At 69.7% G+C, this 23,519-nt stretch carries 12 protein-coding genes; 7 read left to right on the forward strand and 5 right to left on the reverse strand.

All coding sequences use genetic code 11. From position 1 onward, the window contains the following. The first annotated feature begins 257 nt into the window (after positions 1-257). The 3 genes from R9Z33_RS05130 (at position 258) to R9Z33_RS05140 (ending at position 13,610) form a co-directional block, all read left to right on the forward strand. The gene (locus R9Z33_RS05130; RefSeq protein ID WP_318650226.1) at positions 258-11,015 is read left to right on the forward strand and encodes an SdrD B-like domain-containing protein; all 10,758 of its coding nucleotides are present in this window, start codon (positions 258-260) and stop codon (positions 11,013-11,015) included. A 134-nt stretch (positions 11,016-11,149) separates the two neighbouring features. Next, positions 11,150-12,478: an aspartate aminotransferase family protein gene (locus R9Z33_RS05135; protein ID WP_318650227.1), complete on the forward strand. Its 1,329-nt coding sequence runs from the start codon at positions 11,150-11,152 to the stop codon at positions 12,476-12,478. Between the two features lie 163 nt (positions 12,479-12,641). Further along, positions 12,642-13,610 carry a CobW family GTP-binding protein gene (locus R9Z33_RS05140; RefSeq protein WP_318650228.1) on the forward strand — a complete coding sequence of 323 codons (969 nt, stop codon included), beginning with the start codon at positions 12,642-12,644 and terminating at the stop codon, positions 13,608-13,610. A gap of 96 nt (positions 13,611-13,706) precedes the next feature. Here the strand turns inward: R9Z33_RS05140 and R9Z33_RS05145 are convergent, their stop codons facing one another. Both R9Z33_RS05145 and R9Z33_RS05150 read right to left on the reverse strand, forming a co-directional pair. Then, positions 13,707-14,792, reverse strand: a complete 1,086-nt coding sequence (locus tag R9Z33_RS05145) for a phosphatase PAP2 family protein (RefSeq protein ID WP_318650229.1) — start codon at positions 14,790-14,792, stop codon at positions 13,707-13,709. Beyond that, positions 14,789-16,579 carry a hypothetical protein gene (locus tag R9Z33_RS05150; RefSeq protein WP_318650230.1) on the reverse strand — a complete coding sequence of 597 codons (1,791 nt, stop codon included), beginning with the start codon at positions 16,577-16,579 and terminating at the stop codon, positions 14,789-14,791. The genes R9Z33_RS05145 and R9Z33_RS05150 overlap by 4 nt, the downstream gene beginning before the upstream one ends. A 142-nt stretch (positions 16,580-16,721) precedes the next feature. Between R9Z33_RS05150 and R9Z33_RS05155 the strand changes: the two genes are divergently transcribed. The 4 genes from R9Z33_RS05155 to R9Z33_RS05170 all read left to right on the forward strand — a co-directional run bounded on the left by R9Z33_RS05155 (position 16,722) and on the right by R9Z33_RS05170 (position 20,519). Beyond that, positions 16,722-18,152 (forward strand): S8 family serine peptidase, encoded by a 1,431-nt coding sequence (locus R9Z33_RS05155; protein ID WP_318650231.1) that lies wholly within the window; start codon positions 16,722-16,724, stop codon positions 18,150-18,152. 16 nt (positions 18,153-18,168) lie between these two features. Continuing rightward, positions 18,169-19,200 carry a WD40 repeat domain-containing protein gene (locus R9Z33_RS05160; protein WP_318650232.1) on the forward strand — a complete coding sequence of 344 codons (1,032 nt, stop codon included), beginning with the start codon at positions 18,169-18,171 and terminating at the stop codon, positions 19,198-19,200. Continuing rightward, positions 19,197-20,033 (forward strand): aldo/keto reductase, encoded by an 837-nt coding sequence (locus R9Z33_RS05165; RefSeq protein ID WP_318650233.1) that lies wholly within the window; start codon positions 19,197-19,199, stop codon positions 20,031-20,033. Before R9Z33_RS05160 ends, R9Z33_RS05165 begins: the two co-directional genes overlap by 4 nt. A 78-nt stretch (positions 20,034-20,111) precedes the next feature. Beyond that, on the forward strand, positions 20,112-20,519 hold the full coding sequence (locus R9Z33_RS05170; RefSeq protein ID WP_318650234.1) for a DUF3775 domain-containing protein: 408 nt from the start codon (positions 20,112-20,114) through the stop codon (positions 20,517-20,519). Positions 20,520-20,538: 19 nt separating this feature from the next. Here R9Z33_RS05170 and R9Z33_RS05175 read toward each other — a convergent pair whose 3' ends face one another. Genes R9Z33_RS05175 through R9Z33_RS05185 form a run of 3 tightly spaced genes read right to left on the reverse strand, consistent with a single transcriptional unit; the run spans position 20,539 to position 23,496 of the window. Next, entirely contained in the window at positions 20,539-21,135 is a 597-nt protein-coding gene (locus R9Z33_RS05175; RefSeq protein WP_318650235.1) for a D-sedoheptulose-7-phosphate isomerase, read from the reverse strand. A 25-nt stretch (positions 21,136-21,160) separates the two neighbouring features. Beyond that, positions 21,161-22,234: a class I SAM-dependent methyltransferase gene (locus R9Z33_RS05180; protein WP_318650236.1), complete on the reverse strand. Its 1,074-nt coding sequence runs from the start codon at positions 22,232-22,234 to the stop codon at positions 21,161-21,163. Beyond that, positions 22,231-23,496 (reverse strand): FkbM family methyltransferase, encoded by a 1,266-nt coding sequence (locus tag R9Z33_RS05185; RefSeq protein ID WP_318650237.1) that lies wholly within the window; start codon positions 23,494-23,496, stop codon positions 22,231-22,233. Before R9Z33_RS05185 ends, R9Z33_RS05180 begins: the two co-directional genes overlap by 4 nt. Between the last annotated feature and the right edge of the window lie 23 nt (positions 23,497-23,519).

The following is a 23,519-nucleotide window of genomic DNA, read 5'->3' on the forward strand; positions in this document are numbered from 1 at the left end:
AAATGATTCAAAAAAACAGATGACGCGCTTGACAGCCTCGATCTGACGGAGGTCAGTCCGGCCAAGTTTCGATGCAAAACGCGCCGTTTCCTGGACTTCACGCGGAAACCTTCCCGCCAGGGTGAGGTTGTCTTAAAAAATCATCTCGCGGACAGATCCATGCCTGGGATCATTGACGTATAATCTCAAAATCTGTAAAAATCCTCTTAACGGGAGTTCGCAGCCGCCCCCGCGGTCCCCGTCTGGAGGCAAAAAATATGTCCGCTCGTCCGATCGTCACGTTCCTCGCCGGCTCGACCCTGAACGCACCGATCGGAGGCCAGCAGACCCTCACGGTCCGCTTCGACAACATCCCGGACGCCGCCCCTGGCTCCAACGTCGGCTACTCGCCCTACATCAACCTGATCCTGCCCACGAATGGCGCGGACGGGGCTGGCTTTGGCAGCGCGGGGGCGACGGCCAATGACGGCGTGATCTTCCTGGGCGCTACCCATCTCGGCGCCGCGCTCGAGCAATGGATCATCGAGTTCCCGGCCAGCGGGACCGTGATCCATCCCTTCAGCAGGGACGCGGCGGGCAATCCGCTCACCATCAGCGGCATTCCGGGCGAGACGCTGGTCGTCCTGCGCCTGCCCTTCGGCAGCTTCACGCCGGACCAGACCGCGGCCGATGTCGAGGTGAAGCTGCAGGTCTCGAGCTCGGCCGATCTCGGCACGCCGCTGAACCTCCAGGCCAGCGGTGGCTTCGCCTATGGCCTCGATCCGCTGGTAAACCCCGCGACCGACTCGCCCGTCTTCGGCCCCAGCGCCGGCCTCGCCATCACCCCCACCGTCATCGCGGTGGATGTGGAATATGTCGGCCCCGAGCAGGAGACGGCGACCGGCCCCTCCTATCCGCGCGAATGGCTGGTCAAGGCGCTGATCGCCGATGGCCAGACGATGACCGGCCTGACGCTGCGCGACAGCATGCCGGACGGCACCTTCATCAAGTCCGTCTCCATCGTGAACGGCACCGGCACCACCTTCTTTGATAACGCGACGGGCGAGGTGCGCGCCGACTTCAGCGGCAGCTACACCGGCGGCGTCGGCGGCGTGCCCACGCTGAAGATCGAGTTCTACGTCCCCGAATTCCTGCGCGACGGCGTGACGCCCGTGCTCGATCCGGTGACGGGCGCCTTCCGCGTGCTGGAGAACAACGCGCGCCTCGACGCCACCTGGGACCCGACCGATGCGCGCGACCCGATCCAGGTCTTCGCCATCAACCCGGCCGGCCCGGAGGATGTGATCACGGCGAAGTCCATCGCCGTGCAGAAGTCGGTCGCGCCGGTCACCACGCTGAAGGCCGGCGAGAACCTGGAGTGGACGCTGGACGGCCAGGTCTCCAACTACTTCAACATGGATGACCTGATCCTCATCGACAAACTCGGTGACGGCCAGGTCTTCGACGCCAGCAAGGCTGTCAGCATCACGATGCGCGAGGGCGGCACCACGCTCTTCACCGGCACCATCGCCAGCAGCAACATCAACGTGGTGCGCGACCCGGCGACGGGCATCTCCACCATCACCTTCAACATCTCGCAGGAGATGCGGGACCGCGGCATCGACGATGTGCTGAACGGCCGCCCCGGCGGCATCGAGAACCAGGCGACCGTCCTGGTGAAGTTCCAGAGCACGATCGAGCAGAGCTACATCTCGACCAGCCCGGCGCCGTCCAACGAGCCGCTGGTGGACCAGGGCGACCCGCTCTCCAACGGCATCGACTTCGGCGGCGTCGTGGATGAGCACAACAACTACAAGGCCGATGACAGCGGCGCCGGCGTGAGCCTGCCGGTGAGCAACGTCTCCAAGGCCATCTATGCCATCAACGGCAACACCGCCTTCACGCCGGGCCCCGTCTCGGCCGGCGATGCCATCACCTTCCGCCTGAAGCTCGACATGCCGCTGACCGGCGCGCATGACGTGCAGCTGCGCGACTACCTGCCGCTGCCCGTGCTCAAGGCCATCTCCGGCATGACCTTCACCGATCTGGTGAATGGCGCGACGCCGGGGGTGAATCAGGCCAAGTGGGGCCCGGGCGCCACCTATGACAGCTCGGGCGATCCGACCACGCTGCCCAGCATCAGCTATGACAGCGCGAGCAATTCGCTCACCTTCGACTTCGGCGACGCGGTCGCGCCGGGCAATCCCTCCTCCACCATTGATCTGCTCTTCACCGTGGTGGTGGGCGACGAGGAATTCGGCGACGGGCTCCTGCTGACCAACCAGGTCACCAGCACCGAGACCAACAGCTTCGGCACCGAATTCCAGGACAACGCCATCGTCCAGTTCGTGCTGGGCGAGCCCGAGCTGAACATCAAGAAGGGCGTCATCGCCGACACCAACCTGGCAGCGACCACCACGGGCTCCGTCGGGCCCGTGACCTTCACCGCGCCCGGCAGCGCGGGCAACCGCTTCAGCGGCGTCATCAACAGCACCAACCTCGACGTCGCGCCGATCGACGCCAACCTGCGCGGCGCCGATGCGGGGGACCGCGTCTCCTTCGCCATCGTGGTGGAGAACACCGGCTCCTCGCTCAAGGGCGCCTTCGACGTCCTGATCCACGACACGCTGCCGCCCGGCTTCGAGATCCCGGCGGGTGGCCTGAACCTGCGCGTCACCGATGGCGCGGGCAATGTGCTGACCTATACGCTGGTCGGTGGCGGCCTGTTCGACACGGCGGGCGGCCTGCGCCTGGATGACGCGACCAACAGCGGCAGCATCGGCGCCTTCAACGCGACGAGCGGCGACAACATCGTCGTCATCACCTATGACCTCGAGCTGGTGGACAATGTCGCGGCCTTCGGCGCCAACCTGACCAACACCGCCACCATCGAGCATTTCGCCGCCATGGAAGGCGGCATTGACCGCACGCCCTATGCGCCCGGCGGCACGCTGACGGACACGGCCGTTGTCACCACCCAGGCGCCGACGCCGGTCAAGGCGGTCTTCTCGACCAGTGAGAGCCATACCGGCAACCTGGCCGGGAATGACAGCCTGACCGATGCCACGATCGGCGAGCGGGTCACCTACCGCATCACCGTCACCGTGCCGGAAGGCCGGATGACCGATTTCCGCGTGGAAGACTGGCTCCCGACTTCCAACGCCAATGGCGGCGGCGTGATGGAAATGCTGGACGCCCGCTTCATTGGCGTCACCGGTCTGGGCGCCGGGAGCACCTTCGACGACACGCCGGTCATCACCCTGTCCGACAGCGACGGCGTCAACGGCAACGACCGCGTCGCCTTCGTCTTTGGAGATGTGCTGAACACCGCGAATACGCTGGGGACCCAGGCCGCCACCGTCACGCTGGAGGTGGATGCGCGCGTGAAGGATCACGCGGACAACGTCCGCGGCGATGTGCTCGTCAACACGGTGAAGGTCAGCGCCGCCAATCCGAATGGCGGTCCGCGCGCCGAGACCACGGCCACCACCAATATCGAGGTCGTGGCCCCCAACCTCTCGATCGACAAGACGGCCGACAGGACGACGGCCGACTCGCACGACACCATCAAGTACACCATCACCGTCGAGAACAGGGGCGTGCCCGCCGCCGGCGGAGCGACCAACGACTACACCGCCCGCGCCTGGGATGTGAGCATCAAGGACCTGCTGACCGATGTGCAGCTGGACGCCATCTACCAGGGCGCCACGCTGAGCATCACGGGCGTGGCTGCGGGCCGCATCACCAATCTGGGCGTGAGCCCGGTGGATTACGTGATCGACTACCTCGACCCCGGCGAGAAGGTCACCATCAGGTTCGACGTCGTCGTGAAGGCGGATACGGATGCCGGCGAGAAGCTGGACAACACCGCCACCGCGAGCGGCAGCTCGATGGACAATACGGGCAGCCCCGATGACCGCGTGAACACCGTGACGGATGCCCATACCGTCACCATCGTCGCGCCCAGCGTCACCAAGACCATCATCGCCACCTCCAACGCCGACACGCGCGGCCCCGCCGCCGAGGGCACCGCGCCGCTCGACCGGCATGACAGCGGCAAGCCGGACCTCGCCATCGGCGAGGAGGTGACCTACGAGATCCGCGTCCGCCTGCCGGAGGGCGACAGCCCCAACCTGCGCATCATCGACGCGTTGGAGGATGCGACGGGCAGCCGCAACGGCTACCTCCAGCTCGTCCCGGGCTCCATCGAGGTCGTCTCCGTCGGCTCCGCGCTGACCACCTATTCGGGCGGCGTGATCGGAGCGCCGACCATCACCTCGGCCAATACCGGCAACAACAACAGCAACGACACCTGGACGCTGAACTTCGGCAATGTCCGCAACACGCTGGTGAATGCGGACACCGATGCCGAGGTGATCGTGCTGCGCCTGAAGGCCATCGTCACCGACCTGGCCGCCAATGCGGACCGCGACGTGCTGTCCAACTCCGCCAGCGCGCAGACCGGCACGGCCGGCACGCCGAGCAGCACGAGCAACACCTCCACCGTGGATGTGGACGTGGTCGAGCCGCTGCTGGTCATCGACAAGTTCTCGACGCTCGCCGCCCCCGACCAGCCGCTCGATGCCGGTGCGCTGGTGAACTACAGCATCACCATCCGCCACGACGCCAACTCGGACGCGCCCGCCTACGACCTCGCGCTGACCGATCTGATCCCGGCCGGGATGGTGCTGGTGGCCGGCACGCTCGCGGCCTCCACCGGCAGCATCAGCAATATCGGCAATGCGATCTCCTGGAGCACGGACCGCTACGCGCTGGGCTCCGCCACTGTCACCATCACCTACCAGGCCCGCGCGCTGGACACGGTGACGCCCGGCCAGGTGCTGGCGAACACCGCCCGCCTGACCTACGACACCAACCCGGCCGATCCGGTGGATCCGCTGAACCCGACGGCGGCCGAGGATCTCGCCAGCCGCAGCTACAACATCCAGGACACCGAGAGCCGTATCGTCGTCCTGGCGCCGACCATCGACAAGTCGGTGATCGCGACCGGCGATGCCAATACCGGCTCGGGCTTTGTGAATGCGGGCAATCCGGACGCCGCGCCCGGCGAGACTGTCACCTATCGCCTGACCGTCACGGTGGGCGAGGGCACGCAGCGGCTGATCATCTCCGACACGCTGCCCAACGGCCTGATCTTCGAGAGCGCCTCGGTCGAGAGCATCGGCGCCAGCATCAGCGACTCCGCCCTGGCCGTGGGCTCGGGCCCGATCACCTTCCCGGGTGGCGCCTATGCCTTCGACTTCGGCACCATCGTCAATGCCGGCGACAATGATCGCGACGCGGGCGACACCATCACCATCCTGGTCAACGCGCGCGTCGCCACGACGGCCACGGCCGGCAGCACGCTGACCAACACCGGCGTCGCGCAGACCTTCGGGCCGGCGCCCGGCAATCCTGGCCTCGCCACCGTCTCCGATCCTGCGGCGATCGACATCGTCCGCCCCGACCTTGTCATCGCCAAGGACGTGATCTCCGGCAATGGCGGCGATGCCGGGAACCTCGTGACCTACCAGATCACGCTGAGCCACGCCTCGGGGAGCACCTCGCCCGCCTATCTGGTCAATCTCTCCGACGTCATTCCCGCCGGCGTCTCGCTGGTGGCCGGCTCGGCCACCGCCTCGCGCGGCACCATTACCGAGGCGGGCGGCAATATCGGCTTCACGCTCAACCAGTTCCTGCTGGGCGATGCGCCGGTCGTCATCACCTACCAGGCGCGTCTCGCCGGCAATATCGTGGATGGCCAGGCCATCACGAACACGGCCAGCGTCACCTACAGCTCCGCCCCCGTGCTCGGCGTCTCGGTCACCGAGACCGATCCGGCGGTGCTGACGACCGACATCGTGAATACGGTGGTGAAGACCCTGGTCTCCACCTCGCTCGGCGCCACGGTCGGCAATGCGGTGGGCATCGGCGAAGAGGCGACCTTCCTGGTCACCGCCACCCTGGGCGAGGGCGCGCAGCGCATCGTGCTGCGTGACGTGCTGCCCACGGGGCTCGACCTCGTCAGCAGCGAGCTGGTCTCGCTGGGTGGCATCACCGGCTCGGCGCTCAGCATCGGCGCGGCGGGCACCTATGATGCCGCCACGCGCACGCTCTCCTTCAACCTGGGCGACGTCCTCAATCCCTTCGACAACGTCGTCACCGCCAGTGACCAGGTGGTGTTCCGCGTGGTGGCCAAGGTGGCCGACATCGCGGGGAACACCGCGGGCAAGGTGCTGGACAACCAGGGTCAGGTCGTCTCCTCCGTGCCGGTGAACCCCTATGCGGTGGCGCCCGGCTCCTCGCCCACCACGGTCACCGAGAATGAGGCGGTGCAGGTGGTGCGCGCCTCGCTCGGCGGCATCGCCTTCACCGATGTGAACGGCAATGGCCAGCGCAATGTGGGCGACACGGTGCTGGCCGGCATCCTTGTCACCCTGCTGAATGCCGATGGCACCTCGACCGGGCGCACGGCGACGACGGGGCCGGATGGCTCCTACCTCTTCGATGGATTGATCCCCGGCAGCTACCGCGTCCGCTTCGACGAGAGCGGCGGCTTCAAGCGCACGCTGGACAACACCGGCCCGGACACGACGGACAGCGACGCGGCACAGGGCTCCGGCATCACGCCCGTCTATACGCTGGCGAGCGGCGACAATGTCCGCAACGTGGACGGCGGCTTCTACAAGCTCGCCACCATCGGCGACCGCGTCTGGGAGGATATGAACGCCGACGGCCTGCAGAATGACGGCGCCACCGGCATCGTCGGCGCCACGGTGCTGCTGCTGAACAGCAGCGGTACTGTCCTCTTCAGCACCACCACGGGCGCTGATGGCTTCTACCAGTTCACTGGCCTCATCCCCGGCAGCTACTCCGTGCAGGTCCTGCCCGCGGGCTTCACCGCCTCGACGCAGAATGCCGGTTCCAACGCCAATGAGGCGACCGACAGCGACGTGAACGGCACCGGCCGCAGCGACGCCTTCACCCTGGTGAGCGACCAGAACGAGGCGCGGCTGGATGCCGGCTTCTTCAAGGGCGCCAAGCTCGGCGGCACCCTCTTCGAGGATGTGAACGGGGATGGCCTGCAGGGCGGCCCCGGTGAGGGCGGCATCGCCGGCCGCGTCGTGGCGCTGCTGGATGCCTCCGGCAATCCCACCGGCCGCACCACGGTCACGGACGCGAACGGCAACTACCTGTTCGATGATCTGCGCCCCGGCACCTATTCGGTGCAATTCACGCCGAATGCGGGCACGCCCTTCACCAAGGCCAATATCGGCCTGAACAACGCGGTGGACAGCGACGCCAACGTCACCACCGGAAAGACCGAGACGGTCACGCTGCGCTCGGGCGGCGAGGATTATTCGCTCGATGCCGGCGTCTATCGCCCGGCCTCGATCGGCGATCGCGTCTTCGAGGACATGAACGGCAATGGTCAGCAGGATCCGGGCGAGCCTGGCCTCGCCGGCGCCACCGTCCGCCTGCTGAACGCCGACGGCACCCCGGTCTCGGGCGTCTCGCCGATCATCACCGATGCCACCGGCGGATATAGCTTCACGCAGCTCGCCCCGGGCGACTACCGCGTGGAGATCACCCGCCCCGGCTATGTCCCGACGCTGAAGGACAGCGGCGCCGAAGGCAGCGACAGCGACATCGCCGCCAATGGCCGGACCGATGTGGTGAACCTCGTCTCCGGCGAGGTGGAGAACACGGTGGATGGCGGCCTCTACCGCACCGGCTCCATCGGCAATTTCGTCTGGCTCGACGCCAACAATGACGGCGACCAGGATCCGGGCGAGGGCGGCGTCGCCGGCGTCACGGTGCGGCTGCTGCGCGCCGATGGCACGCCGACCGGGCTGACCACCACCACCGATGGCGCGGGCGCCTACAGCTTCAACAACCTGGCCCCTGGCGACTACCGCGTGGAATTCGTGGCGCCGCTCAACCGCGCCATCGGCAAGCAGGACCAGAGCGGCAACGATGCCCGCGACAGCGACGCCAACCCGACCACCGGCCGCACCGGCGTCATCAGCCTGGAATCGGGCGAGATTGACGACAGCGTGGACGCCGCGATCGTCGAGCTCGGCGCGCTCACCGGCCGTGTCTGGGTGGACCGCGATGGCGATGGATTTGAGGAAGCCGGCGAGGCTTCGCGCGCCGGCATCACGGTCAACCTGCTGAACGCGGACGGCACGCCGACCGGCCGCACCACCACCACCAACGCCAATGGCGAATACCTCTTCGACGAGGTGGTGGCCGGCCAGTATCGCGTGCAGTTCGTCCTGCCCTCCGGCCTGAAGCTCACCCTGCAGGACCAGGGCGGCAATGACACGGTGGACAGCGACCCGAACGTGACGAGCGGCGTCACCGGCCTGGTCAGCGTTGTGCCCGCCACCACCACGCGCGACGTGGATGCGGGCGTCTATGTCCCGGCCAGCCTGGGCGACCGCGTCTGGCATGACCTGAACGCCAATGGCGTGCAGGATCCGGGCGAGGCCGGCCTTGCGGGCATCACGGTGCGCCTGCTGGCCGCCGATGGCGTCACCGTCATCAGCAGCACCACCACCAATGGCAGCGGCCTCTACAGCTTCGGTGACCTGGCACCCGGCCAGTATGGCGTGCGCGTGGAGCGGCCCTCGGGCTACGAGACCTCGCCCATCGACCAGGGCGGGGACGAGGCGCGCGACAGCGACGCGAATGGCGCGGGCGTGATCGTGCCGACCATGATCTTCTCGGGCGATGCCCGGACGGATCTGGATGCCGGCCTGTTCCAGCGCGTCGCCATCGGCGACCGCGTCTGGATGGACAGCAACGGCAATGGCCTGCAGGACCCGGGCGAGCCCAATGCGCGCGGCATCACCGTCCGCCTGCTCGACGCGGGTGGCACCGTCATCGCCACCACGGCGACGGATGCGGCCGGCGCCTACAGCTTCGCCAACCTGCTGCCGGGCACCTACAGCGTGCGCTTCGTGGCGCCGGGCGGGACGGTCTTCACGACGCGCGACGCCGGCAATGACGCGCTGGACAGCGACGCCAACCCGACCAATGGCAGCACCGGCCGCATCACGCTGACCTCGGGCCAGACGAACAACACCCGCGACGCCGGGCTGCTCCTGGCCGCCTCCATCGGCGACCGCGTCTGGGCCGATCTGGACCGTGACGGCCGGCAGGATGCGGAGGAACCGGGCATCGCCGGCGTCACCGTGCGCCTGCTCGATGCGACGGGCGGCGTGGCGGCGACCACCACCACGGATGCAGGCGGCTTCTACAATTTCGGCAATCTCCGCCCCGGCAACTACAGCGTCGAGTTCGTGACCCCGGGCGGCTTCACGCCGACCCTGCGCGACAGCGGGGATGACGCGGGTGACAGCGATGCCGGCGCGGGCGGCCGGACGGGCAGCTACACCCTCGTCCAGGACCAGGACCTGACGACGGTCGATGCCGGCTTCATCCCCAATGTCGTCGGCGCCTGCGACCTGCCCACCACGCTGCTGACGCCCGGTGCCGACAACACGGTCGGCACCGCGGGCGCGGACCACATTGACGGCCTGGCCGGCAATGACGCCATGCAGGGCCTCGACGGTGATGACTGCCTGCAGGGCAATGACGGCAATGACGCGGTCTTCGGCGGCAATGGCAATGACAAGGTCCAGGGTGGCCGCGGCAACGACAATGTCCACGGCAACCGCGGCAATGACGTCCTCTTCGGCGGCGACGGCGATGACGTGATCGAGGGCGGCGACGACAACGACTGGGAAGAGGGCGGCGCCGGCAACGACAACATGCAGGGCGAGCTGGGCGACGACACCATGTTCGGTGGCTCCGGCCAGGACAGCATGACCGGCAACGAGGGTGACGACATCGTCATCGGCGGAGCCGGGAATGACGACATCCGCGGCTCGATCGGCCGCGACACCATGGCGGGCGGCACCGACACCGGCACCATCCGCCTGGTCGCCGGCGCCTTCACCAATGTGGTGATCGGCGACAGCGTGCAGGGCGATGCCGGGGCGGACAGCTACGTCTACCAGCGCGGCGACGGCGTGGACATTCTCTACGCCTTCAACGCGGCCGAGGGCGACCGGCTGACCATCTACGGGATCAGCGGGCCGACCGCGATCGGCACCTGGAACTCCATGCCGGTGCTGTATTTCGGCCAGGACAGCGCGATCATCCTGCACAGCTACCAGGGCCCGCCGTTGACCATGGGCGGCCCGCTGCCCGGCATCACCTTCGTGCCGGGCACGCTGGTCGCGCCCCTGCCGACCGAGCGTGCGCCGATCCAGGGTGGCGTCGGCAATGACAGTCTGACCGGCACCACGGCCAATGATCTGATCGAGGGCCTGCAGGGTCAGGACACCCTGGTCGGCCTGGCCGGCGCGGACACGCTGGAAGGCCAGCTGGGCGATGACCTGCTGGTCGGCGGCACCGGCGGTGACGCGCTGGATGGCGGCGCCGGCAACGACACGGCGAGCTTCCGCGATGCCACCGGCGCGGTCACCGCGAACCTCGCCACCGGTCTCGGCACGCAGGGCGAGGCCAATGGCGACACCTATGCCGGCATCGAGAACCTGACCGGCGGCGGGTTCAATGACCGCCTGACCGGCGATGGCGGCGCCAACCGCCTGGAGGGCGGGGCCGGCAACGACACGCTGGCGGGCGGCGGTGGCAACGACACCATCCTCGGCGGCGCCGGTCGCGACTCCATGACCGGCGGCACCGGGGCCGATCGCTTCGCCTGGACCGCGCTCAGCGAGAGCGCGGCGGCGAGCGCGGACCGGGTGGTGGATTTCGCCTGGGCCCAGGGCGACATGCTGGACCTCTCGGCAATCGACGCCAACCTGACCCTGGCGGGCGACCAGGCCTTCACCCTGGTGGCGGGCAACGCCTTCCTGGGCGGCGGCCAGGGCTCCATCCGCCAGTCGCAGACCGCCACCGACACCTGGATCGAGATCGACCAGGGCGATGGCGGCGCGGCGGAGGCGGTGATCCTGCTGACCGGGCTGCATGTGCTGGTGAACACCGACTTCGTGCTCTGACGCAGGGCAGCCATGCCCTGGCCGCGTCCGGCCGGGGCATGTCGCGGGTGCTTTTTGCCACGGGGATGTCTGGCCCGGACGTCCCCGTTGGCGCAGTATGGCGGCGATCCGATCCGGTCCAGGAGCCCGCCGCCATGAACGAACTCTCCATCCCGCGTCCGAACAACCTCGACGCCTTCTGGATGCCCTACTCGGACAACAAGTACTTCAAGGACACGCCGCGCCTGCTCGCCCGCGCGGAAGGCATGCTCTACTTCACGCCTGAGGGGCGGGAGATCCTGGACGGCACCGCCGGCCTCTGGTGCTGCAATGCCGGCCATGGCCGGCGCGAGATCACCGAGGCGATCCAGAAGCAGGCCGCCATCCTCGACTTCGCCCCCACCTTCCAGCTCGGCCATCCCATCGCCTTCGAGGCGGCGGCGCGCGTGGCGGAGCTGACGCCCGAAGGGCTGGACCGCGTCTTCTTCACCAATTCCGGCAGCGAGAGCGCCGACACCGCGCTGAAGATCGCGCTCGCCTATCAGCGCGCCCGCGGCCAGGCGCAGCGCGTGCGCCTCGTGGGGCGTGAGCGCGGCTATCACGGCGTGGGCTTTGGCGGCATGTCGGTCGGCGGCATCGGCCCCAACCGCAAGCAGTTCGGCGCCATGCTGCCCTATGTGGATCACCTGCCGCACACCCACCTGCCCGAGCAGAACGCCTTCTCCAAGGGCCTGCCCGCCCATGGCGCGCATCTCGCTGATGAGCTGGAGCGCCTGGTGACCCTGCATGGCGACACCATCGCCGCCGTGATGGTCGAGCCGCTGGCCGGCTCCACCGGCGTGCTGGTGCCGCCGGTGGGCTATCTCAAGCGCCTGCGCGAGCTCTGCGACAAGCACGGCATCCTGCTCATCTTCGACGAGGTCATCACGGGCTTCGGCCGCATCGGCACGCATTTCGGCAGCGAGCGCCTGGGCGTGACGCCGGACATCATGACCATGGCCAAGGGGCTGACCAACGCCGCCGTGCCCATGGGCGCCGTCGCGGTGAAGAACGACATCTACGAGACGATCATCGGCGGCACCGCGGCCGGCATCGAGTTCTTCCACGGCTACACCTATTCCGGCCACCCGCTGGCCGCCGCCGCGGCGCTCGCCGCGATCGACATCCATGTGCGCGACGACCTGCCCGGCCGCGTCCGCGCCATCGAGGATTACTGGCAGGAGGCGGCGCATTCGATGCGCTCCGCCCCCAATGTGATCGACATCCGCAACCACGGCCTGATCGCGGGGATCGAGCTGGCGCCGCTGCCCGGAAAGCCGACCGAGCGCGCCAACCGCGTCTTCCGCCGCTGCTTCGATGACGGGCTGCTGGTGCGCGTGACGGGCGACATCGTGGCCCTCAGCCCGCCGCTCATCATCGAGAAGTCCCATGTGGACCGCATCTTCACCACGCTGGCGGATGCGATCCACAAGGAAGCCGCCTGAGCCCGACGCACCGGGCTGAGCCTGCCACGCGCCCCCGGCCTCACCCGAGGCCGGGGGCGTCGTCGTTCCGGCTCCCCGCGGCCCGCACCCCCTTGGCCTTCCCGGCCGGGCCAGCCCATATAGGCACCAGAATAGTCGCCCCCCTTTGCGGAGCCCGAGCCCCATGCCCGACCAGATCCCCGTCACCGTCCTCACCGGCTATCTCGGCGCCGGCAAGACCACGCTGCTGAACCGCATCCTCACCGAGAACCACGGCAAGAAATTCGCCGTCGTCATCAACGAGTTCGGTGAGCTGGGCGTGGACAATGACCTCGTCGTGGATGCCGATGAGGAGGTGTTCGAGATGAACAACGGCTGCATCTGCTGCACCGTGCGCGGGGACCTCATCCGCATCCTCTCCAACCTCATGAAGCGGCGCGAGAAGTTCGACGGTATCATCGTCGAGACCACGGGCCTCGCCGACCCCGCGCCCGTCGCGCAGACCTTCTTCGTGGATGAGGATGTGAAGCGCGCCACCAAGCTCGATGCCATCGTGACGGTGGTGGACGCGAAGCACCTTCTGGCCCGCCTGAACGACACCAAGGAAGCCGAGGAACAGATCGCCTTCGCCGACCTCATCCTGCTCAACAAGATGGACCTGGTGAGCGAGGCGGAGGCCGTGGAGGTCGAGCGCCGCATCCGCGCCATCAACCCGATGGTGGAACTGATCCGCAGCACCAAATCCGACGCGCCGATCGACAGCGTGATCGGCCGTGACGCCTTCAACCTCGAGCGCATCCTGGTGCGCGAGCCGGACTTCCTCTCGGGCGAGGATCATCACGAGCATGACAGCGACGTGAATTCCGTCTCCTTCGAGGTCTCCCGCCCGATCGACCCCGAGAAGTTCAACACCTGGATGACCGACCTGCTGGCCGCCAAGGGCCAGGACCTGCTGCGCACCAAGGGCATCCTCGCCTATCCGGACGAGGATCGCCGCTTCGCCTTCCAGGCCGTGCACATGATCGCCGATGGCGACTATATCGGCCCGTGGAAAGAGGGCGATCCGCGCAAGTCGAAGATCGTCTTCATCGGCCGTGACCTGAACCGGCCGCAGTTGCGCCGCGGCTTCGAGTCCTGCCAGGTCGCGGGCTAGGGCATGATGCGTTGCGGCGAAATCGCCGAAACGCTGAATCCTCCTCTGATCAAGCGCGGATCGTGATCCAGCGTCAGCGGATCGCGATCCTGGGCGTCAGGTCCACTCCGCCCGGGCGCGGGCCAGCAGGCCGTCGGCGCCCAGCACCACCGGTTTTGGCGCCCCGCCCGCGGCGTCGGGCAACTGCGGCAGCGTGAGCGGCACGGGGCCGTAGCGCCCCGCCGCATCCACCGTCAGTGCCGCCATCTGGCGCAGCGCGGGCTCGGCGGCCGGGTCGGCGGCGTCGCCCACCACGCTCGGGCAGGCCAGCACCAGCGGCAGCGTGCGCGCGGCGAGTTTCTGGCCGACGAAGCTGTCACTCGGATAATGCACGCCCAGCACCTCGCGGTTGCGGGCGATGCGCCGCGCCATGACCCGCAGCGGCGCGCCGTCGCCTGCCGCCGAAAGCTCGGGCGGCAGGATCTGCTCCAGCACCAGCGCGATCAGCATGGATTCCGTCGCATGCCCGCTCGGATAGGCCGGGTGCCCGGGCACCTCGATCGGCGGCAGCAGCGTGGGGTCGATGCGGGAGGGGCGCGCCCGGGCGAAGCGCCGCTTCCAGTACATGTGCGTGAAGACCGCCGCCGCCTCGGCCAGGTCCATCAGCAGCGCCGTGTTGCGATGCGAGGCGGGCGAGAAGTTCAGCACCCCGCGCAGGTAGTTCTTGATCCCCCAGCGCTGGGCCAGCGCCTCGTCCAGCGCGCCGCCGCGATATTCGGTGAGCGCGCGCAGCTCCTCCAGCTCCGCGCGGATCACCGCCTGGTCGCCCACGGGGTCGTAGCGGTCATCCTGGAGGGAGAGCGTCTCCGTCCAATGCGCGGCCGCCGTGCCCGCCACGCGCTGCGTGCTGAATTCCGCGACCAGCGTGTTGACGAAGAAGGCCGGCGCCCAGTCGGTCTCCCGGAAGGCCGCGCCAAGGGTGACGGGTGGCCAATCGGCGGGCTTCACGGGCATCCAGCGCGTGGCCGGGAAGAGCAGGGGCGAGCCGGGCGGCAGGCCACCCAGCGGCGCGCGGTCGGGGGTGATCACCAGGGGGCGGAACAGCCCGTCGCCACTGGCGGCGCCCTGGCCGCCTGCGGCCATGCCGGTCATGCCCGTCATGCCGGTCATGCCGGTCATGCCCGTGAAGCCCGGACCGCTCATTCCTGTCCCCCGCTGCCTGCCGCCGCTGCGGTGAGATGCAAGCACATGCGCTCGCGTATTTCCACATTCTGGAACACCTGCAGCCGTGGCAGATAGGCCGCGAGGTCGAAGTTGGGTTCGATGCGGAGCATGGAGCGATAGGCGAGGCGCGCCTCCTCCATGCGCCCCTGCGCGGCCAGCGCCACGCAGAAGGTCCGCCAGGCCGAACCATGGGCGGGATTGGTGCCGAGCGAGATGCGGCTGTGCCTCTCGGACCGCGCCATGTCCCCCGCCTGGTAATGCGCCATGGCGAGCAGGTGGTGCTGCACATAGCCCAGCGGATCATGCGGCGAGAGCCTGAGGCCCAGCTCAGCCCGCCGCACCGCCTCCGTGCCCTCGCCCAGATAGGCGAGGGTGGCGCTCGACAGCGTCATCGCCATCGCGCTGTTGGGCGAGGCCTGGAGGGCGCGGTCGAACAACGCCTGCGCGGTGGCGCAATCCTGCCGCAGCAGCGCGGTGTTGTGCGCCAGCACCGCCAGCGCCAGCGGGTTGCGCGGGTCGGTCGCCAGCGCCCGCTCGCACAGGTCGAAGGTGGCCTCGCGGTCGGCTGCCAGGTCGTCCGACAGGCCGATGCTGATCCGCAGGTTGTGCCAGTAGCCCCGCCAGGCGAGCGCGAGGGAGAAGCCCGGATCCTCGGCCGTCGCGCGGGCGAGGTGCACGCCCGCGGCGCGGAACCGCTCGGGATCGCTGCAGGAGAGCGTGTGCATGCCGCGCAGCATGTGGTCATAGGCGGTCAGGCTCTCGGGGCGCTTGCGCATGGCGGCCTGCAGCGCGGCGGCGCGGATGGAGGGTGCCACGCCCTGCACCACGCGCGCCGCCAGATGTTCCTGCATGGCGAAGATGTCGCGATCGGCCGCATCCACCCGTTCGGTCCAGAGCTGCTCGCCCGTCTCGGTCTCCATCAGCCAGAGCGACGCCTGGAAACCGCCGCCACGCCGCCGCAGCGAGCCCGCGACGGCGAAGCGCACACCCAGCGCGCGCGCCACGCGCTGCGGTGTGGGCGACTGGCCGAGGAACATCCGGGCGCTCTCGGGGGCCACGACGAACAGCTCGTGCAGCCCGGCGAGGGAGGCGGTGACATCCTCCACCACGCCGGCCGCCAGATGGTCGTCCGCCGGGTCGCCCGAGAGATTGGCGAGGGGCAGGACGACGACCGAGGGCAGCAGGCTGGGCGGGGGCGGCAGGGGCACCGGCATCTGCCGTGCCGGGTCGAGCGAGACGGCCCGGACCGCGCGTGAGAGGTTGCGCAGGGGCAGTTCGCCCAGTTCCCGGGCGCCGGGCGGCAGCGCCCCGCCCAGCAGCGCCGCCGCTTCGGCCGAGAGCAGCGTGCCGCCCGGCGTCGCGTATTCCTGCAGCCGCGCCGCGGTGTTCACGACATCGCCCATGATCCGCTCGCCCGCCACGATGACGGAGCCCGCATGGATCGCGACCCGGAAGGTGATGGGGGCCTCATGCGCGTCGGCGGCGCCTTCGGCCGCCGCATGCAGCCGCCGCGCCCATTCCAGCGCGGCCGCGACATCGGAGAACTCGGCCAGCGTGCCGTCGCCCTGCACATCCACGATGCGCCCACCCAGCGCCTCCGCGGCGGGTGCCACCACCTCGCGGAACATCGCCATCCATCGCGCGGCGGTCCGCGTCTCGTCGGCGGCGGCGAGGATCGAGTAGCCCACGATGTCCGCGAAGGCGATCGCCGCCAGGCGGCGGGGCAGGACGGCGTCCGGGAGGGGGTTCGAGGGCGGCAGCGCCATGGAAAGCTCAAGCGGTCCCTTCGCTTCTGGCGCTCTGCGGCGCCTCCTGGCAAGGCCATGGACCCGCGCCTCGCCAGGATTCTTTGCCGACCAGCCGGTCGGTGCGGCAGAATGATCCCACCAAGCGCGGCAGGGGTGAAACATGCGCCTGATGGTGGAAATGCGAAAGGCGCAAGGCCGCGACAACGCGCTCTACCAGGCCTATGCGGCGGCGGATTCGCTCGGACTGCTGAAGGAGATGGCCAGCCGCTATGGCCTGACCGACCTGCCGGACCGGGTCATGGACCTGCCATCCCTGCGCTTCGAATCTCCCGAACCGCCCCCTGGCGTCCTGGCGCCTGGGCGGGACGATCTGCTGGACCAGCTGCGCAGCCTCGTCATCCCCGTGGAGTTCGACGATCCCGCGCAGGTGCCGGGCTTCATCGCGCGGGTCCGCGGCGCGGGCGGCCGGGTCGGCGCCGATGTGCCGATCGGCGGGATGGGGGCGCATTGGAACCCCTATGGCGACACGCCGCCGCTCTTCCACACACGGGCGGCGGCCGAGGCACTGATCGGCACCCATGCGCTGCGGGCGCAGGGGTTGGCGGGCGCGGGCGTCAACCTCGTCTTCTTCGACGAAGGCATCTCCAGCCCCGCGCTCGCCGCGCGCGTCGAGGGCCTGCCACACAACGCCGCCCGTGCCGCGCCCGGCTTCATCGGCGGCTGGAAGGTGCAGCAGCCCGGCGGCCCGCCGCGCCTGGCCGGCCGGGCCGCGCCGCGCAGCCATGGCACGCTGGTGGCGCTGAATGCGCTGTCCCTCGCCCCCGCGGCGCGGGTCTTCGACCTGCCGGTGCTGCCGGACCGGATGCGCCAGGTCACGACCTTCGCCAGCTTCGCGACCGCGGCGCTGATCTGGGCGCGCCTGGAGATCGCGGTCTGGCTCGCCGCCACCTATCCCGGACCCTGGGTCTTCTGCCACGCCTGGGGCGTCTTCAACCGGGCACTGGAGCAGCCGCGCGGCGGCTTCACGGCGGACCCGCTGCATCCCTTCCACCAATGGGTGGCGCTGCTCGATCACGAATTGCGGCAGGACCAGGTCTTCGCGGCCGGGAATGGCGGGCAATTCGCGCCGCACCCCTATTGCGGCCCGGGCGATATCGGGCCGGGCCAGAGCATCCTGGGCGCCAATTCCAGCCCGCATGTGCTGACGGTGGGTGCGGTGCGCGCCGATGGCGCCCGGATCGGCTATTCCGCGCAGGGCCCCGGGCAGACGGCGTTCCAGGCTTCGCCGGCGACCGGGCGGCAATTCCCCCTGCCCATCGAGAAGCCCGATCTCTGCGCCCCCAGCCACTTCATCGAGGTGGATGACGCCGCCTGGATCTCCACCGGCACCTCGGCCGCCTGCGGCCTCGCGGCAGGCGCGGTGGCGGGGTTGCGCAGCCCGGCGTCTCCGCTCGCCGCACTCTCGCCGGCCGAATTGCGGGCGCATCTGCGCGGCACCGCCCGCAAGCCCGCGGGCGAGCCCGTCGGCTACGACATCAATCTCGGCCACGGCATCCTGGACCTCGCGGGCGCGTTGCAAGCCCCGCCGTAACGCGGCAAGAAAGGCCATGTCCGACAGCACCGATATTGAATTCCTTCTGGGCCAGCGCGGCACCTCCCACAACTTCGGGGCCTGGGTCATCGGCCTCGCCTTCGGGCGGGAGGGGCGCTCGCTGCATGCAGGGCTGGGCGATGGCACGGTGCGCGTGGCGCAATTCGCCTCCCCCTCCGAATGGGTGGCGGTGGAGGCGCACAAGGGCGCCGTCATGTCGCTCTGCGCCGATGCGAAGGACGGCGCGCTGAGCGGTGGCGATGACGGCCGCGTGATGCGCATCGCGCCCGATGGCACCGCGACCGAGCTGGCCAAGTTCGGCAGCAAATGGGTGGAGCATGTGGCCGCGCATGAGAGCGGCATCCGCGCCGCCGCCGTGGCCAAGGCCGTGCATGTGCTGGATGCGAAGGGCGAGGTGATGAAGTCGCTCGCGCATCCCTCCACGGTCGGCGGCATCGCCTTCGACGCCAAGGGCAAGCGCGTGGCGGCCAGCCACTACAACGGCGCCTCGCTCTGGTTCGTGAACGCGAAGGAGGACAAGCCCCGCGTGCTGGAATGGAAGGGCAGCCATGCGGCCATCGCCATCCATCCCGAGGGCGGGCATGTCGTCACCGCCATGCAGGAGATGTCGCTGCATGGCTGGCGCCTGGCCGATGGCCAGCACATGCGCATGTCCGGCTATCCGGCCAAGACGCACAGCCTCTCCTTCAGCAACAAGGGCAAGTGGCTCGCCACCAGCGGCGCCGAGGCGGTGGTGCTCTGGCCCTTCTTCGGTGGCGGCCCGATGGGCAAGGCCCCGACCGAGCTTGCGGGCGGCGATGGCGTGATGTGCACGCAGGTGCTCTGCCACCCGCAGCACGAGATGGTGGCGGCCGGCTTCGAGGATGGCCTCGTTCTGCTGGCCGACATCAACACGGGGCGTGTCCTGCCGGTGGCGCCGCCGGGGCAGGGTGGCGTCTCCGCGCTGGCCTGGAACCCCACGGGCTCGCACCTCGCCTTCGGGACCGAGAGCGGCTTCGTGGGCCTGCTGGACCTCTCCGCCCGATGAGCGTGCCGGTCCTGACGACCGGCAAGCTCGCCATGCCGGCGCTGGGCCTCGGCACCTGGCCGCTCCGTGGCCGGGATTGCGAGGCGGCGGTGGAGAGCGCGCTCGGCCTCGGCTATCGCCACATCGACACGGCCGAGATGTATGGCAATGAGGAAGCGGTGGGTGCCGCGATCGCCGCCAGCGGCATTGCGCGCGGCGAGATCTTCCTCACCACCAAGATCTGGTACGACAAGCCCGATGGTGCCTCCTTCCGCGCCGCCTTCGCTGCCTCGCTGGAGCGGCTGCGCCAGCCCCATGTGGACCTGCTGCTGGTCCATTGGCCCTCGCCCGCGCTGAACCTGCCCTCGGTGCTGACCGCGCTGGCGCATCTCCATGCCGAGGGGCTGGCCCGCGCCGTTGGCGTCTCCAACTTCCCGGGCGCCCTGCTGCGGCAGGCGCTGGCGCTGGACATCGCGCCCATCGCGTGCCTGCAGGTGGAGCAGCACGCGATGCTCGGCCAGCAGGCCCTGCTGGATATCACGCAGCCGGCCGGCATCGTGATGACCAGCTACACACCGCTCGGCAAGGGCGAGGTGCTGGAGCATCCGGTGCTGACCGGCATCGCCGCGCGGCATGGCGCCACCCCCGCGCAGGTGGCACTGGCCTGGCTGCTCTCGAAGAAGCTGGTGGCGGCCGTGCCCAAGGCAGCGAGCGCGGCCCGCCAGGCCGAGAACCTGGCCGCAGCGAAGCTCCGGCTGAGCGAGGCGGACCTCGCCGCCATCGCCGCCCTGCCGAAAAACCGGCGCTTCGTGAACCCCGCCTTCGCGCCGGCCTGGGATTCGCCGGACGCGTGATCCGAGGGTGATCTGGGTGTCGCGCCGGCCGCGCGGCGGCATTATGCTGCCCCGAAGGCAGTGAGGGAGGCCGTCGTGATGTCGCAATCCGAGGAAGAGGGCGAGGAGTTCGATCTCGGCATCAGCCTGGAGATCGTCGCCACCGTCGTGGACCTCGCCAATGCCGTGCAGGACGCCGAGGAGGGCCTGCTGAGCGGCGAGGATGACGAGGAGGAGGACGAGGAGGATGAAGAGATCAGCGAGGAGATGCTGACCGACTTCATCGACGAGCTGAACGAGGAGCAGCAGGTGGCCCTCATCGCGCTCGCCTGGATCGGCCGGGGCGACTACGAGCCCGAGGACTGGGAAGAGGCCCTGAAGCTCGCCGCCGAGCGCAATGCCCGTGGCGATGCCAGCACCTACCTGGCCGGCATGGAGGGCCTGGGCGACCTGCTGAGCGAGGGCGTGGGCGCCTTCGGCCTCGCCATCGAGGAAGTGGAGCGCTGATCGGCGTCGCGCCGGGGCATCAGCCCTGGCGCGGGAAGATCTCCGCCTCGATCATGGCGCAGAGGGCGTGGCCGAGCACCTCATGCCCCTCCTGGATCGCGGGCGTGCTGGTGCTGGGGATGCGGATCACGATGTCCGACACGGCCGCGAGATCGGCCGCGCCCGGCCCGTTGCCGGTAAAGCCGATGGTCACGATCCCGCGCTCGCGCGCCGCGCGCATCGCGGCCAGGATATTGGGCGAGCGGCCGGAGGTGGTGAGGCCCAGCAGCACGTCGCCCGCCTGGCCCAGCGCCTCCACCTGTCGCGCGAAGACGCGCTCATAGCCGTAGTCATTGCCGATCGCGGTCAGGATGGAACTGTCCGTCGTCAGCGCGATGGCGGGCAGGCCGGGGCGGTCATAGTGGAAGCGGCTGACCAGCTCGCCGGCCCAGTGCTGGGCATCGGCCGCGCTGCCGCCATTGCCGCAGATCATCAGCTTGCGCCCGGCCCTGAGCGCCGTGATGCAGGCCATGGCGGCGTCGCTCGCGGCCTGTTGCAGGGGGGCATCCGCCTCCATGCGCGCGAGCAGGGCGGCGGCGGCGCGCAGCGCGCCCAGGATGGTCGGCGTTTCCGCCATGGGGGTCAGCCCTCCGGACGGCGTCTCACGGCGCCTCGTAGCGCGGCAGCCAGTCGAGATCCGCGCAGAACAGGAATTCATCGGCGCGGTCCGGCCGCATCAGCGCGCGGTGCAGTGCCGCATTCAGCCCCACCTCGTCCAGCACCGGCTGCGGCTCATGCGCCGCGTCGAAGGCCACCACATGCGGGAAGGCGGCCAGGCATTCCGCCAGCAGCTCGCGCGGGCCGGGGCCGGGCTCGGCCAGCAGTTCCGCGAGGTCGAAGCGGATCAGCGCCATCGTCCCGCGCTCGCGCAGCCAGGGGGCGAGGGAAGGGGCCGTGCGTGCCGCGCCCGCCTCGTTCAGCCGCAGCAGGTCGAGCCGGGCGGGCTGCTCCCGCTCCATCATGCCGGCGACGGAGCCCATGGCGACGGCCCGCATCGCCACGCGGTCCAGCCCGTTCTCGGCGAGGTTCTCTGAGAGGGAGGCGGCGCGGCGGAGCGAGCCCTCATGCGCGATGATCGCCGCATGGCCGGGCGCGCCGGCGGCGAGGCCGAGCGTGGTGACGCCGATCCCCGCCCCGGCTTCCACCATCACGCGGCCCTCGCCGCCATCGGGCCAGGCGGCGCGCAGCAGCGCGGCGAGCCGCGGGGCATGGCCGGGGGCGGCGATGAATTCCGGGTCGCGGCTATCGCCCTTCAGGGTGAATTCCTGGCCGAGCAGGCGGATGGCGCGGCTGCGCGGCCCCTCAGGCCGTGGCAGCCGCGCCTCGATCGCCGGACAGGAGAGGAGAAAGCGGCGCAGGCTGCGCAGGCTTGGATGGCGCAGCAGCAGCGCCTCGACCTCGGCGGCGTCGGGCACGCGGTCGGTGCCGAGAACGAGGCAGGCGGCCGCGGCCTCCTCCGTCGCGCGGTTGTCGGCCCAGTTGCCGCGCTCGGCGAAGCCGGACATGGCGACGGCGGCCATCTCAGGGCTGGTCATGATGCCGTCGCGCAGCCCGCCGAGATTGGCGGCGCCGCACCAGCCCTGGACCACGGCGTCGTTCTCGGGGTCGCGTCCCAGCAGGAAACGGTAGGCCCAGCGCACCAGGGCGGGCGTGAGCTCTACCGTCACGCCGCTCATTCCCAGCGCTCCAGCCAGTCGAGGTCGTCGCAGAGGATCAGGTCATCCACGCAGTTGCGCTCGGTCAGTACGGTGTGCAGCACCCAGAGCAGGCCGTCATGGTCCTGGATGGGCAGGGGGCGCCCATCGGGGCCGAAGGCGACCAGATGCCGGAAGGCGGCCTGCCACTCCTCCAGCACCTCCATCGGGTTGCGGGCCCCGGCCGTCATCTGCGTCCAGGTGTTGAACTCGGTGAAGATGATCGGGCGGTGGCGGGCGATGCTGCCGCTCGCGCCCAGGATCGCCGGGGTCTCGCCGCCCTCGACGTCGAGCTTGAGGAAATCCAGACGCTCAATGCCCAGATCGGCCAGCACGCTGTCGAGCCGGCGAACCGGCACCTGCTTGAAGGTGGCGCCGGCCGATTGCGTGCGGCTATGCGCCTCGGCCAGTGCGCTGGTCGCGGCGTTGCGCGCGCCGCAGCGCAGGCGGGCCACGCCGTCGCGTTCCGCCAGCGCGCAGTCCAGCACGCGGGCCTGCGGGAAGTCGTTGGCGGTGAGGTTGTGCCGCAGCAGGGGCAGGCTGCGCGCATCCGGCTCGAAGCAGAGGAGTTCGGCGTGGTAGGGCGCGGCCGCGCCCATGACGAGGCCGGTCACGCCGATATTGGCGCCGACATCCGCCAGCACGCGCCCGGCGCCGCCATCGGGGAAGGCCGCCTGGATCAGCCGCGCGAGGCGCTCCAGGCTCGGGTCGTTCGGGCCGGTGATCAGGTCGTTCCAATACCCTTCCGGCCCATCCCCGCGCAGGACGAAGCTGCGGTCCAGCACGGTGAGGGTGTGGTCCTGCAGGGCGATCGCGCGGGGGGCGGCGGGCGCGGGAGGCGCGGCCATGGGGTCCGGTTGGCCCCAGGGCTCCAGCTGGGCCAGCTCGCGCAGTTCCGGCGCAGCCAGGAAGGCACGGCGGAAGCTCAGCAGGTCGGGATGGGCGGCGAGTTCTGCCTGGATCTCCGCCTCGCTCGGCGCGGCGTTGAAGCGCAGCAGCCAGGCGGCGCGGATCGCGGCGGCACCGAGCGGCGAGACCGCCCAGGGCCCATAGGCCGGCGCGCCCGCCATCATGTGGGATTCGGCCTCGGAGGAGCGCACGAAATAGTTGAGGATCAGCCGCCCGTCGCGGAGCGACGCCCAGTGATGCAGGACGGCATCGGTTTCGGCCTCGCGTCCCAGCAGGAAGCGATAGGCCCAGCGTGCGGCCTCCACGTAGGAAGCAGGCGTCCCGGTGCGATCCATGCTGCTCTTTTCCGCGCGCTCCC

The sequence above is a fragment of the Sediminicoccus rosea genome (genome assembly GCF_033547095.1).
GTDB classification, from domain to species: Bacteria; Pseudomonadota; Alphaproteobacteria; order Acetobacterales; family Acetobacteraceae; genus Roseococcus; species Roseococcus rosea.